Below are 13,667 nucleotides of genomic sequence, written 5' to 3'. Positions count from 1 at the left end.
TTGGTGAAAAAAACGCTTTACAAGTGCGAATGATAATGATTATTATTGCCATGCGTTCCGGGGATGGCCTCACACCAAGGTCAAACGGGTCCCCATGAATGCACGACATTGCTCACATTGCTTCCAGTATTACTTAGCCAGCCGGGTGCTGGCTTTTTTTTCTTCATATTTTGAGCTGTGGATGCGTTGGCTGCGCTCGCTCACCCCGGTCACATACTTGTGTATGCTCCCGGGGATTCGCTTGCTGGCCGCCTGCCCACAACTCAAACTATTTCGAAAAACTCCTTTATATCTTCTCCACAACTCAAACTATTTCTAAAAACACGTTAATTAGAAGAATCCCGCGTCAGGCAAGAATCATATTCTGCTGCCATATCACCCGATCTCCGGCGGGTGGTTGGGCGATGACGGTGCTGCCGGATAAACGGTTATTAAGGAACATCAGTGAGCTGGCGGGTTGTGAGGCGATGTCGGTGAAGTCGAACGTCGCCTGCGTCAGGGTTGAGGAAAGAATATCGATTTGCTTTGGCGCAGTGCCGGAAAGCGTGAAGCCGACCTGATTAAACTGCGATGCCTGAACCGACAGTGTGGAGGATTTCAGCGTGAGCGGTGCAAATTCGGTGGTGGCATTAAACGTACAGCGGACAAAATTCACCGGCGCCGTGCTGTCAAATGAATGCCCGTTGATGTCATTAAATACCGTATCGGTAAAGGTGATGGCGGCAGTGACGTTGCTTTGTACTACTGGCGCGCCGTCCTCCTGCAGGGAAAACTGACACTGACGAATAACGTTCGGGCGCGCAGCGCGTTGCGATGCCTGGCTGATAATCAGGGTGCGGTCAGCGGTACAGCCGGTCATCTGCAAACCGTCGGCATTCACCCACAACATCCCGGACTGCGGGATAGTCTCGTTGGTGATCACCACCAGATCTTCCAGCGTCAGTTCACTCACGCCGGAGCGGGCGACAAACCACGGACAGACGTGCTTACGTACATTGATACGTTTGGCGCTGCCTCCCCAGGTGGCACCGGAATTGGCAAAGGTCATCAGGCCGGAATTGCCGGTATAGGTGAGATCATGTTCGTACTGACCGTGAGTCACGAACGGGCCTTTTTCCGCGCTCTGTCCGCTGGCGTGACAATTCTCGACCAGGCAATATGCCGACGCCGTGAAATCATTTAAATGCCGCGCGTTCGCCACGCTGCAATCACTGACATGTCCATACAGACAATAGATTTGCTGTGTCAGATATCCGGCACCGCCAAAGGCGGTGTTCGGCGGATTAATGAGAGAGCACTGCTGCGTCAGATAATGGGTATTCCAGCGGCGCATCACCACCGGCCAGAAAGAACCTGTCGAATGGATCCCTTCGACATTGGTGTAAACACCGTATTCAAACGCCACCGGATGGCTGCCGGTGATCTGATCAGCCCCCGCCCCGAAGAACTGCATATTTTTGATGGTGACGAATGCGACCGGTTCGACTTTCTGCCAGCTGATCACCCTGCCAGCCAGCAGTTCCCAGCCGTTGTAATAGCCAATCTGAATATGCGTGCTGTCAGGAATCGCGATGATTTCCACCAGCTTTTGCAGCTCGCGTTCCGCCGCGCCTTTCACCGGTGCAACCTGCACTGCATACCAGTCGCCCACGCTGAACAGTGACGAATCCGCGACCGGGAAAATATCCGTTTGCTCCTGCAACGTTTCAGTCAGCGTGAAGGAGACGGGGGTGCCGGTCACCGTGCCCCGGAAGAACAGTACGGCGGCAAACGGGTCATTGACCGGTGCGCTGGCAATGCCGGTGGTGAAAACCCGGTTGTTCTGGAAATCCAGGGTGATGTCTGAGCGTGAGAAACGATGGCGGCGCTGAAAAAGCAAATCTGAAAAAGCGAAGATCTGGCTGATGGCCGGGTCATTGACTAATGCATCCAGCGCATCGTCGGCGGGTTGATCAGCATTGAGAATACCGAAAGTGCGGAAATCGCCCACGCCCTGATGGATAAGCAGCCAGCGTCCGGTGTCCGAGTGGTCAGAAGGGATGACTGTGCCGTTATTGGCGGGCAGAACGCAGTTTTTGTCCCAGTGATAATGACCGCCACCGCCGTCACCGGCCTGAAAATAACCATTAACGAAGACATTATGATCCAGACGTATTTTATGATTCTTCAGCGCGGATACAGAATTGAACGTTTTCATGGTGAATCCTTTTAAGGCTCAGAGGTGAGCCACTTTATTTTGTTATATCTCCGTATTTTCAACCACAATATGCGGCCCTGTACTGGCTGGCACAACGGATCGGGTATTTATCATGATATTGTTCTGTTCAATAAAATAAGACGGACGGGAAAATGCCTTATCTGTGAATAACCGCTTACCGTGCGTGAATGTCACGTGATGCGCCTGATAATGATTAATACCGGCGGTAATGTGAATATGAAGCTGATCGTCACCGGTCACTTCAGTTTGCATTGGGCCTAATCGCCAGGTCACAGGATGTTCGCCGGTCCGTGAAAGTAAAGGCCGGGAGGCCTGATCGCTGGACAGTGTGGAATCACCATTAATAACGATTTTCTGAGGTTCATCAGCCGTTAAAATAAGGGACACATTTTCAAGACGGCAGGCGTTAAAGTTAACTTCTTTATTTTTAATTAACAGCGAAACATCTTTGTCCGTTCCTTTAAACTGGCAATGGGAAAAATACAGCAGCGAACGGCCATTAATGGAATTCCGGGCTTCGGCAGCAGGATGAGAAACAATAAACGGGTCATCCGGCGCCAGGTTACTGATAGTGGAATCATGGCGAGGATCCAGTACGAACCCGCAGTTTTCGAATACGTTCATTTTGATACTGCGCTGACTGTTTTGCAGTAATGTCAGTTCTCCGCTGAGGCTGCAGTTTTGCACCGTCAGTCCGTCGCAATTCAGGCGCAATATGCCGAGATTATCCTGTTCCACACTCCGGTAAATGTGCACATCCGTTAAGGTCAGATCAGTAACGTGCGTGTCGGCTGTCAGCATAGAACAATGGTGCTGGTTGATGACAATACGTGCCGCCGACTGTCCCCAGGGTTTGCCGGAATTGGCCAGTGTCAGGATGCCGGAGTTGGCCGTAAAATGCAGATCATGTTCATACTGACCGTGCGTGACGAAAGCACCGGAACTGTCACCGTTGCTGTGACAGTGCTTTACCACGCAGGAAGAGCTGGCGGTGAAATCGTTAAGATGCCGGGCATTGGATGCCGTACAGTCCGTAATCACGCCATACTGACAGTAAATTTGCTGAGTCAGATAGCCTGCGCCGCCCCAGGAAACCGAAGGTGGATTAGTCAGCGAGCATTGTTCGGTGCGAAAGAAGGTATTCCAGCGACGGAAAATGACTGACCAGAATGTCCCCTGAGCATGAACATTCAGAACATCGCAATAAATGGCATATTCGAAGGCGACCGGCTGGGAACTGCTATTAGCCAGCTGCCCCTCTGCGAAATAATGCATGTTCTGAATACAGACATTTTCAACCGGCGTGACTTTGCGCCAGTGCAGTTGACTTTGGGCGTCCAGCGCCCAGCCGCTTCTGTAATTGAGCCGGATATGCGTTTCATCAATGCATTCTGTCACCTGCACCAGTCGTTGTATTTTGCGTTCCCAGTGGCCGGAGACTTTGTCCGATTCCAGGCAATACCACTGGCCGACAGGATATAAGCTGCTGTCATCTACCGGATAGATTTCTGACAATAAAGGCAAAGGATCCCTGAGAAGGGATATTGATGTTTTTTCTTCTGCTATTCCCCTGAAAAAGAAAATAGCGGAGAGGTAATTATTTTTGGCATCTGCCAGGGTTTCCAGTCCTGTCGCGGTCACTGTCTGGCCATTAAAATCGAGGGTGATATTCGAACGGTTAAAGCGATGGCGCGACATGAAATTCAGCGAGGTATGTGCTTCAATCCGGTGAATAAGCGGATCACTGATCATCGCCTTCAGTGCCGCATCTGCAGCATTTTGTCGGTTAACTATACCAAACTGACGAAAATCCATGACGCCGTTATGTAATTGCAACCAGCGGCCTTTAGCGGATTTTAACGAGGAAATAACGGTGCCCTGATTGGCCTCTTTCTCACTGTTCGCATCCCAGTAAACCAGTTTTGGCGCACCATCTCCGGCAAAGTAATATCCCAAAACCATCGCGCAGGTCCGGTCAGCAGGCGCAGGGAGGTTTCTTAACGCCATAATGTTGCTCGCGCTAATCATTTTATCCGGATTAATTTCAACGGCTTTAAATAATCCCGCCGACACTACACCACCGGTTATTCCCGCGATCAACTCGCGGCGGTTAATCATGATAATTTCCGGAAACAGATGTCACATTAATTTACCTTAAGGAGTTTCTTCTTTGAGTATTGTACCGATGGGTAATTAAGCAACCTGTACAAGAACAATTTACCTCAACCTTCCTCAAATCCTTTGGATTGAGTCACCTGCATTTGTTCATATTTTTTGAACAGAGGGGTGAAGTTTTTACGCTTTCTTATTCTCAGGCGTTGACTAGACTAGAGAAAACATTGAGGAGAGTTGAACATGATCTATTTACGTCAGGCACAAGAACGCGGTCACGCCAGCCACGGCTGGCTGGAAAGCTGGCACACCTTCTCTTTCGCCGATTATTACGATGCACAATTCATGGGATTCTCCGCACTGCGGGTGATCAATGAAGACTTTATCGATGAAGGACAGGGTTTTGGTAAGCATCCGCATAAAGACATGGAAATTCTGACCTATGTGCTGGAAGGCACCGTGGAACATCAGGACAGCATGGGCAATAAAGAACAGATCCAGGCGGGGGAATTCCAGATTATGAGCGCCGGGACCGGGGTGACACACTCTGAATACAACGGTAACAGTGACCGTAAACTGCACCTTTATCAGATCTGGATTATCCCGAATCAAAAAGGGCTGGAACCGCGTTACGAACAGCGCATGTTCGATGCGCCGCAGGGTCGCCAGTTAGTGCTTTCACCGGATGCCCGCGACGGTTCGCTGAAAGTGTTCCAGGATATGGAGTTGTCCCGCTGGGCGCTGAAAAAAGATGAACAGTCGGTTTATCAGATTCAGGCTGACCGCCGCGTGTGGATCCAGGTGGTAAAAGGCACCGTGTCCATCAACGGTAAGAAAGCCGGGCAGAGTGATGCGCTGGCGATCTGGGATGAAACGGCATTGTCCGTTCACGCAGAGGAAGACAGCGAAATTCTGCTGTTTGACCTGCCGCCAGTCTGATCATGGTGAAGTCAAAAGCAAAAGGCGGTGCTCCGGCATCGCCTTTTTTTGCATCATTCATTCGTCATTTGAAGCTGACATTAATACCGATATTGCCCCGGTAACCTTCCTGTTTTCCGTCAAAGCCACGCTGATAATTCACGCTGGTGTAAAACGATGCATTTTTACTCAATGGCGCCGTGATCCCGCCACCTGCTTTCCAGGCGCTTTGCGAGAAATCAGGTGAAATCTCAGTGCTGCCGATGGTGACGGCGGGCGCATCGCTGAGCGTCGATACCGCGTCGATATTCAGGTATGGCGTAATGTTGGGCTGATCTACCTGAGGCTGATGAGAAAGCCGCAAACCGCCGCGTGCCTGTACGCTGTTGTCGGCGGTTTTCGCTACCGCGGCAATACCGTCATTGAACCCTCTCATATGCAGATACTGATAAATCACCTGCGCCTGGGGTTCGAGCCTCCAGCTTTGGGTTATTGCAAAGGGAATGCCGCTTTCCGCTGAAAGCGCCACGCCGTAGCCGTCCTGTTTAGCTTCCGTTTCACTCTGGAATTCGGTGTGGTAATCGGTGACTTGCCCGACGAAATCCAGATACGCGCCGCTGTCGGTCTGCACGGTGTAATAGCCGCCAATGCCGTAAGCATCGGTAGACACATCTCCGGTATCGGTGGATTCACCGACCAGCCCGCGGGCGCTGTCCGAGCTGCTGGTTTTCTGATCCCCCAGCGAAATCATCACCCCGGCATGCACATTATTCCCGCGCGGTGTCTCATCCTGATACAAATCCTTGCCGATCTGGATATAACGAATGTCGCTGTCAAAACTGAAGCGACCTACATCATAATTATCATGCGATCCGCCGACGCGTGCCCATGTGCCATCCTGAGCACGTTTGACGCTATCGCCGGTACGTTCGTGATAAGACCCCATTGAGCTAAAGCCGTACTGCCGGTTAAGGAAGGGCGCGGCAATGTAACCCACGACATCCGTCCGGTAGGCGATCACCGGTTTAGGTGTGGGTTCAGGTTGCGGTGTGGGCTCCGGTGTCGGGTTAGGGGTCGGGTCAGGATCAGGCACTGGTTCCGGCGGCGGCACCGGCTCGAGCCAGGTGCGCAGATACCAGTCTTTTGGCGACGTACTGCCGCCTTTATAGAGATAATAATCGTATGCCCCCGCACTGACTTTTCTCAGCAATTTCAGCGACGATGTGTCATCCCCATCCACCTGCACCAGACGGATCCCGTCGCCTGTCGTCAGCGCACCATTGCCCCCGGCATTGCGCACCAGCACCCCAAAATTGCCGCTGGCGTTACCCTGAACATGCAGTAAATCGGTGGGGGAATTATCGCTGCCCAGTTGCGTGTTGAAATTCAGGGCACCGTTGCCGGAAAGCGTGCTGGCGGTAAGTGTGTGGAATGCCCCCTGCTGCGGTTGGGTGAAGTTCATCAGGCTGTTATCGAGCGATAAATCCCCGAGCACGGAATCGCCAGTCAGATTCCACACCGACTGATTATTCAGCGCCAGTGAATTGAGGTTTTGTACCGAGCCGGTCAGCACGGAGGCATCCAGTGTGACATCGGTTTTCGCCGTCGTCGCATTGATAATATTGCCGATAATCTGGCTTTTACCGCTGACATTCACCGTACTGGTGCCGTTATCGGCAAAGGTCATGGCCGCGTTAATACCGACAATGCGGGCGGCGTTTTCGATGATCACTTGCGCATTACCGTTGTAAATCTTGCTGATGCCGATATTGCCGCTGTTTATGGTCGCGTTATCAATGCGAACGTTTTGCCACTGATCGTCTGTCATGGGGGCGCCGCTCAGTGACAGGCCGACGGAGGCATTGCCCGGTGTGGAAATAAGCAGTTCATTTTCCAGAATCAGGTTGTTAGCGCCGAGGAATGTTATGCCGTTAGTGGACGTCGCCTTCGTGGTAATGGATCCGCCGTTGATCCGTACATTGCTGTCGTTTTCCAGCATCACGCCGTTGCCATATTGCCCGGAGGTGTGGATGTCGACATTCTTCATTTGTAAATTACCGAATGACAATATCACGGCATTGCTCTGATCTTTCTCTGTGATGATGGTTCCGCGATCATAAGTGACATTTGAGAAGCGGTCAGCGGACCCGTCGATACTTATCCCCTGGCGAACCTGAGATAAAATTGACGTATTCAGTAATGTGGCATCGGCATTGTTGATGGCTATTGCCGAACTGCTGGACATTCCCGAAAGATGATTAACAGCCAGCCCGGTGGCATTCAGCGTGGCGCCATTATTCACCTCAACGGCATTATCCGCATTATTGGCGTTAATTGTGGTATTAATCATATTCGCGGTGGCGTTATTATTAATCACCACTGCCGCACTGTTAGAATTAAGGGTCGCGTCGTTGATATTTAAAACACTGCCTGCATCTTGTATCGTCACCGCATGGGAAATTTCCCCGGATTGACTGTTGTGATTAATCACGGAATCTTTCCCGATATTAATGACACCGCCATTTTGCGCGACAAGCGAGGAGCCAAGCTGGCTGCCGGAAGCGTTGAACGTGTTAGCCAGGAACGTCAGTTCTGCGCCGTTATTGACCATAATGCCATATTTTATCAACGGGTTATCGGCGACAATATTTTCGTTATCCTTGGTGGATAAGGTCAGCTTTTGATTGTTCGTCAGCAGCAGTGGCAGGGTGTAATTTGCCGCACTGGCGCTCATGACGGCAATATTGGGCAGGCAACACGCCAGCAGAATACATCGTGTAATTTTACAGGTGTTAAACGCCGGCATCAGGCATTCCTTAAAGATAATAAGCGGTGAATGCCGGACAATGTATTGATTAATTTCCCACCGACAAAATCATTCCATATCAATTTTTAACATCACATAGTGCGTGATATTAATCAGGTTTTATTTTGATTTTTGACGGTTTTAAATATCCTGCTGATGAGTAATTTAATCCCTCCGTGATAATTGTTATCTGGTTTTTCCTGTAGCGTGAGTTTCTTACTGCGCGAATGAAAAATGCGCAAAATGTGAAACGTTTCACATTGCCGGACAATCACCGTGAAATTTTATGAACAGGTTCGCACATTTTCCCTGAAGCCATGGAAACCGGTTTCCATAAAGCCTCAAATACCCTCAACAGGCTAAAAAGGGCAGAACATTAATCATCTCGGAGTGAAGCAAAATGAAAAGAATCATGCTTTGTTGTTCGGCGGGGATGTCGACCAGTTTGTTGGTGCGCAAGATGAAAGAAGTGGCGGCGGAACGCGGAGAAGAGGTGCAGATTGATGCATTCGGTGCCAGCGAGTTTGATGAAAAATTCCGTGATTATCAGGTGGTACTGCTCGGACCTCAGGTGCGTTACATGCAGGCTGATTTATCTGCCAGAGCGGCAGAATTCAACATTCCGGTCGAAACCATCAACATGATGGATTACGGCATGCAGCGCGGCGATAACGTGCTCGACTTCGCTTACGGCCTGATCGCACAGGAAGGAAGCCGCGTATGAGTGGCCTTTATCAGGCGATGGTTAACGTCATCGAAAAACACATCACGCCCCTGGCGGGCAGCGTTGGCCAGCAGCGGCATGTGATCGCCATCCGCGACGGCTTTATCGCTGCGCTGCCTTTTATGATTATCGGCTCGTTCATGCTGGTCTTTATTTTCCCGCCATTCTCGCCGGATACCACCATGGGATTTGCGCGCGGGTGGCTGGATCTGTCGCTGAAATACCGCGAGCAGCTGATGTTGCCGTGGTATCTGAGCATGGGCGTGATGACGTTTTTTATTTCGGTAGGCATTGGCGCAAGCCTCGGCAAACACTACAAGCTTGATCCGATCATGACCGGTTTACTGGCGTTTATGGCGTTTCTGCTGGTGGCTGCGCCGTATCATGACAAACAAATCTCGACGCAGTATTTCTCCGGCGAAGGCATCTTCACCGCGATCCTGACGGCGATTTATGCCGCCGAAGTGTATGCGCTGCTCAAGCGCCGCAATATCACCATCCGCCTGCCGAAAGAAGTGCCGACCGGCGTGGCGCGCTCGTTTGAAATTCTGATCCCGGTGGTGGCGATTGTCGCCACGCTGCACCCGCTGAACCTGTTTATTCAGTCCACCACCGGCATGATAATTCCTGAAGCCATCATGCATTTGCTGGCACCGCTGGTTTCTGCGTCGGATTCCCTGCCAGCGATTTTGATTTCAGTGTTTATCTGTCAGGTACTGTGGTTTGCGGGGATTCATGGCGCGCTGATTGTCACCGGCATCATGAACCCGTTCTGGATGACCAATCTGGCGCTCAACCAGACGGCGTTGCAGGCCGGTGCGCCATTGCCACACATTTATCTGCAAGGATTCTGGGATCACTATCTGTTAATTGGCGGCGTGGGGTCGACCTTACCGCTGGCGATTTTATTGCTGTGCAGCAAGGCCGTGCACCTGCGCACCATTGGCCGGATGGGGGTGGTGCCGAGCTTCTTTAACATCAATGAACCGATCCTGTTTGGCACGCCAATTATCATGAATCCGGTATTCTTCCTGCCGTTTACGCTGGTGCCGATGCTGAACGCTATTTTTGCTTACACCGCCACCAAACTCGGCTGGGTCGCGCAGGTGGTCTCGCTCACACCCTGGACAACGCCTGCGCCAATCGGTGCGTCATGGGCCGCAAACTGGGCATTCAGCCCGGTAATTATGTGCCTGTTCTGTATGGTGTTATCAGCCGTTATGTACTATCCGTTCCTGAAAGCCTATGAACGTACGTTGCTGAAACAGGAAGCGGAAAAAGCCCTGGCACAGACGGCGGGCAATGCCGTGCCGGCAAACAGTTAAACAGTCAAATAATTCAGTTAAAAACGTAAAGCTAACGGACAGCGAGGATGACGATGAAATACGCATTTCCAAAAGAATTCTGGTGGGGCAGTGCCAGTTCAGCGCCGCAGACGGAAGGTGAAACCCTGAGCCACGGAAAAAGCGCGACGGTGTGGGATCACTGGTATTCACAACAGCCGACGCGCTTTCACAATGACGTCGGTCCGCAGGATACCTCGACGTTTTACAAAAACTGGCGCGAAGATATCGCGCTGCTGAAACAGCTCAATCACAACACCTTCCGCACCTCGATTTCCTGGGCGCGTTTGATCCCCAACGGGCGTGGTGAAGTGAATCAGGAAGCGGTCACGTTTTATAACCAGGTGATCGACGAAATGCTGGCGCAGGGCGTACAGCCGTTTATCAATCTGTTCCACTTTGATATGCCGATGGCGATGCAGGAACTCGGCGGCTGGGAAAACCGGGACGTCGTGCAGGCTTACGCAAAATACGCCGATACCTGTTTCGAGCTGTTCGGTGACCGCGTGAAGCATTGGTTTACGTTCAACGAACCGGTGGTGCCGGTGGAAGGCGGTTATTTGTATGATTTCCATTACCCGAACGTGGTGGATTTCAAACGGGCTGCCACCGTGGCGTATCACACTATGCTGGCCCATTCGCTGGCAGTGAAGGCCTATCGCGCCCGCAATTCTGGCGGTGAAATCGGCATTATTCTTAACCTTACGCCGTCTTATCCGCGGTCACAGAATCCGGCTGACCTGAAAGCCGCTAACATTGCGGACCTGATGTTTAACCGCAGCTTCCTCGATCCGGCGCTGCGCGGTGAATATCCGCAGGAACTGGTGGAATTGCTGAACAAATACGATCAGCTTCCGGCCTGCCAGCAGGGCGATAAAGCACTGCTGCAACAGGGTGTGGTGGATTTACTCGGCATCAACTATTACCAGCCGCGCCGTATTCAGTGCCGCGACAGTATGGTTAATCCGGAAAGTCCGTTTATGCCGGAATGGTTCTTCGATAACTATGTCATGCCGGGACGTAAAATGAACCCGCACCGTGGCTGGGAAATCTACGAGCAGGGCATTTACGATATTCTGACCAATCTGCGTGAAAACTACGGTAATCCGCGCTGTTTCATTTCCGAAAACGGCATGGGTGTGGAAAATGAACTGCGCTTTGAACAGGCGGGGCGGATTGATGATGATTACCGCATCGAGTTTGTCAGCGGGCACCTGAAATGGCTGCACCGCGCCTTGCAGGAAGGCAGTGGTTGCCTGGGTTATCACATGTGGACATTTATTGATTGCTGGTCATGGATGAATGCCTATAAAAACCGGTATGGTTTCATCCAGCTGGATCTGGAAACGCAGAAGCGTACGGTGAAGAAAAGCGGCGAATGGTTCGCGGCGGTGTCTAAAAATAACGGTTTCGATTAACACAAGGAAAGACATGGCAAACATTAACGACGTTTCGCGGCTGGCGAAGGTGTCGAAAGCGACGGTGTCCCGTGTCCTGAGTGGCAGCCGCGGTGTCAAAGAAGAAAGCCGCCTGGCTGTGATGCAGGCGGTGGAAACACTGCAATATAAACCGAGCGTGATTGCGCAGTCGCTGTCCACGCAGTCTACCGGTTGTATCGGCGTGATTTGTGCGACCGAAAACATCAATCAGTCCACCGGTTATCTCCACGCGCTGGAAAAAGAGTTGCGGCTGAATCAGAAGTATCTGCTGCTGCGCTTTGCCACCGACGCAGCGAGCCTGACGCATTCCGTAGCTGAAATTGGCCGCGGTCTGTGCGATGCGATGATTGTGATCGGTGCGCGTTTTCCGCTGCCGGCATTGCCGGAAAACGTGATCACCATTGATTGTCTGGATGCGGATTCAGCACGCAGCATTCACTTTGACCGCAGCTTTGCCGCCGAAACTGCCTGCCAGTATGTGCTCAAACAAGGGCGCCGGCAGATTGCCCTGATCAACGCGGAAAACAGCGAAACCGCCGGACAAATCTTGCAGGGATATCATCTGGCACTGGAGAAGTTCCTGCTGCCTTACGACCGGCGGCTGGAGCACAGCGGCGCAGATGCGCTGACGAAACTGCTGGCACAGAACGTGCCGTTCAATGCGTTGCTGGTGCCGGACGATGCCACCGCGCAGGATGCACTCCGTCAGCTCGCCCTGCACGGGCGCGCTGTGCCTGAAAATGTGATGGTGTTCAGTCTCGACAGTACGCTGCCACCGGGCGTGTCTGCTGTTCCGGCGATTGCCTATCCGCTGGAAACCCTGGCACAACGCGCGATGGCGCTGCTGACCGGCCAGTTCTCCGCCAATCCCAGCGCACCGGTTCGCGGCCAGCTTTCGTTACCTTCCTGATAAACCTCTCATGTCGCGCAGCAACGGATATCCGCCTGCGCGATTGTTTGCTAACATCACGCTCTGATCCCTTAACCTTTTCAGCGGCCCATCTCTTTGATGAATATGAAGAAAAAAAGACCCGTACTCCAGGATGTTGCCGACAAGGTGGGCGTCACCAAAATGACGGTCAGCCGTTATTTGCGTAACCCTGAACAGGTTTCCGGCGCGTTGCAGGAAAAAATCTCTGCGGCGCTCGACGAGCTGGGCTACATCCCCAACCGCGCACCGGACATTCTTTCTAACGCTAAAAGCCGCGCCATCGGTGTGCTGCTGCCGTCGCTGACCAACCAGGTGTTTGCGGAAGTGCTGCGCGGCATCGAAAGCGTGACTGATATCCACGGTTATCAGACCATGCTGGCGCACTACGGCTACAGCCAGGAGCGCGAAGAACAGCGTCTGACTTCACTGCTTTCCTACAATATCGACGGACTGATTTTGTCCGAACGCCATCACACCGCGCGTACGCTGAAGATGATTGAAGTGGCCGGTATTCCGGTGGTGGAGATGATGGACTGTGTATCGCCGTGTGTGGATCTGGCGGTCGGCTTCAACAACTTCGAAGCCGCGCGGCAGATGACGCAACAAATTATCGCGCGCGGCCATCGTCATGTGGTGTATTTCGGCGCTCGTCAGGATGAGCGAACCATTATCAAACAGCAGGGTTACGAACAGGCGATGCGTGAATCCGGTCTGGAGCCTTACAGTGTGATGACCAGCCGTTCTTCCAGTTACAGTGGCGGCGCGGAATTACTGCGTCAGGCGCAAAAAGACTGGCCACAAATCGACAGTATTTTCTGTACCAACGATGACCTCGCGGCGGGCGCATTTTTTGAATGTCAGCGCCAGGGGCTGAAAATCCCTTCACAAATGGCGATTGCCGGTTTTCATGGGCACAACATGGGGCAGGCGATGGAGCCACCACTCGCCAGCGTGCTGACACCGCGCGAAAGAATGGGGCAAATCTCCGCCGAACGTCTGCTGGCGAGACTTCGCGGCGAAGAAGTGGTGCCGAGAATGGTGGATGTCGGGTTTACGATATCTGCGGGTGGAAGTATTTGATTTCTTTGCTCCTTCCCCTCTCACGAGGGGAAGGCCGGGATGGGGTGTTGGTTTTGCGGATGACAGCTCAGCCATTAAAACCCCCTCCCCACCTCC

General features: G+C 52.2%; 9 protein-coding genes. 6 read left to right on the top strand and 3 right to left on the bottom strand.

What is annotated here, in order from left to right:
• Nucleotides 1-346: 346 nt before the first annotated feature.
• Both LC431_RS12645 and LC431_RS12640 read right to left on the bottom strand, forming a co-directional pair.
• On the bottom strand, nt 347-2,197 hold the full coding sequence (locus LC431_RS12645; RefSeq protein ID WP_013573535.1) for a hypothetical protein: 1,851 nt from the start codon (nt 2,195-2,197) through the stop codon (nt 347-349).
• Between the two features lie 42 nt (nt 2,198-2,239).
• Nucleotides 2,240-4,336, bottom strand: a complete 2,097-nt coding sequence (locus LC431_RS12640; RefSeq protein ID WP_223509932.1) for a hypothetical protein — start codon at nt 4,334-4,336, stop codon at nt 2,240-2,242.
• Between the two features lie 237 nt (nt 4,337-4,573).
• On the opposite strand from LC431_RS12640, the gene LC431_RS12635 reads away from it, so the two are divergent.
• A complete protein-coding gene (locus LC431_RS12635; RefSeq protein ID WP_013573537.1) occupies nt 4,574-5,269 on the top strand; it encodes a pirin family protein in 696 nt (231 codons plus the stop codon).
• A 64-nt stretch (nt 5,270-5,333) separates the two neighbouring features.
• Here LC431_RS12635 and LC431_RS12630 read toward each other — a convergent pair whose 3' ends face one another.
• Nucleotides 5,334-8,054: an autotransporter outer membrane beta-barrel domain-containing protein gene (locus LC431_RS12630; RefSeq protein WP_223509931.1), complete on the bottom strand. Its 2,721-nt coding sequence runs from the start codon at nt 8,052-8,054 to the stop codon at nt 5,334-5,336.
• A 400-nt stretch (nt 8,055-8,454) separates the two neighbouring features.
• Here LC431_RS12630 and LC431_RS12625 point away from each other — a divergent pair, with 400 nt between their 5' ends.
• The 5 genes from LC431_RS12625 to gntR all read left to right on the top strand — a co-directional run bounded on the left by LC431_RS12625 (nt 8,455) and on the right by gntR (nt 13,571).
• On the top strand, nt 8,455-8,778 hold the full coding sequence (locus LC431_RS12625) for a PTS sugar transporter subunit IIB (RefSeq protein WP_013573539.1): 324 nt from the start codon (nt 8,455-8,457) through the stop codon (nt 8,776-8,778).
• Nucleotides 8,775-10,103 carry a PTS cellobiose transporter subunit IIC gene (locus LC431_RS12620; RefSeq protein WP_013573540.1) on the top strand — a complete coding sequence of 443 codons (1,329 nt, stop codon included), beginning with the start codon at nt 8,775-8,777 and terminating at the stop codon, nt 10,101-10,103. The genes LC431_RS12625 and LC431_RS12620 overlap by 4 nt, the downstream gene beginning before the upstream one ends.
• 53 nt (nt 10,104-10,156) lie before the next feature.
• Nucleotides 10,157-11,539 (top strand): glycoside hydrolase family 1 protein, encoded by a 1,383-nt coding sequence (locus LC431_RS12615; protein WP_013573541.1) that lies wholly within the window; start codon nt 10,157-10,159, stop codon nt 11,537-11,539.
• A gap of 13 nt (nt 11,540-11,552) precedes the next feature.
• The gene (locus tag LC431_RS12610; RefSeq protein WP_119261101.1) at nt 11,553-12,470 is read left to right on the top strand and encodes a LacI family DNA-binding transcriptional regulator; all 918 of its coding nucleotides are present in this window, start codon (nt 11,553-11,555) and stop codon (nt 12,468-12,470) included.
• A 105-nt stretch (nt 12,471-12,575) separates the two neighbouring features.
• Nucleotides 12,576-13,571 (top strand): gluconate operon transcriptional repressor GntR, encoded by a 996-nt coding sequence (gene gntR, locus LC431_RS12605; RefSeq protein WP_014411484.1) that lies wholly within the window; start codon nt 12,576-12,578, stop codon nt 13,569-13,571.
• The last annotated feature ends 96 nt before the right edge of the window (nt 13,572-13,667 follow it).

The organism is Rahnella sp. GSA61A, from assembly GCF_019969905.1.
In the GTDB taxonomy this organism is placed as follows: domain Bacteria; phylum Pseudomonadota; class Gammaproteobacteria; order Enterobacterales; family Enterobacteriaceae; genus Rahnella; species Rahnella aceris.
Note: the sequence above shows the minus strand (reverse complement) of the source record. Positions and strands in the feature narration are given on the sequence as shown.

Bases quoted from the DNA above. Each gene is read 5' to 3' on its own strand.
- LC431_RS12610 (WP_119261101.1), top strand. From the start codon at position 11,553: ATGGCAAACATTAACGACGTTTCGCGGCTGGCGAAGGTGTCGAAAGCG.
- LC431_RS12645 (WP_013573535.1), bottom strand. From the start codon at position 2,197: ATGAAAACGTTCAATTCTGTATCCGCGCTGAAGAATCATAAAATACGT.
- gntR (WP_014411484.1), top strand. From the start codon at position 12,576: ATGAAGAAAAAAAGACCCGTACTCCAGGATGTTGCCGACAAGGTGGGC.
- LC431_RS12625 (WP_013573539.1), top strand. From the start codon at position 8,455: ATGAAAAGAATCATGCTTTGTTGTTCGGCGGGGATGTCGACCAGTTTG.
- LC431_RS12620 (WP_013573540.1), top strand. From the start codon at position 8,775: ATGAGTGGCCTTTATCAGGCGATGGTTAACGTCATCGAAAAACACATC.
- LC431_RS12615 (WP_013573541.1), top strand. From the start codon at position 10,157: ATGAAATACGCATTTCCAAAAGAATTCTGGTGGGGCAGTGCCAGTTCA.
- LC431_RS12635 (WP_013573537.1), top strand. From the start codon at position 4,574: ATGATCTATTTACGTCAGGCACAAGAACGCGGTCACGCCAGCCACGGC.
- LC431_RS12640 (WP_223509932.1), bottom strand. From the start codon at position 4,336: ATGATTAACCGCCGCGAGTTGATCGCGGGAATAACCGGTGGTGTAGTG.
- LC431_RS12630 (WP_223509931.1), bottom strand. From the start codon at position 8,054: ATGCCGGCGTTTAACACCTGTAAAATTACACGATGTATTCTGCTGGCG.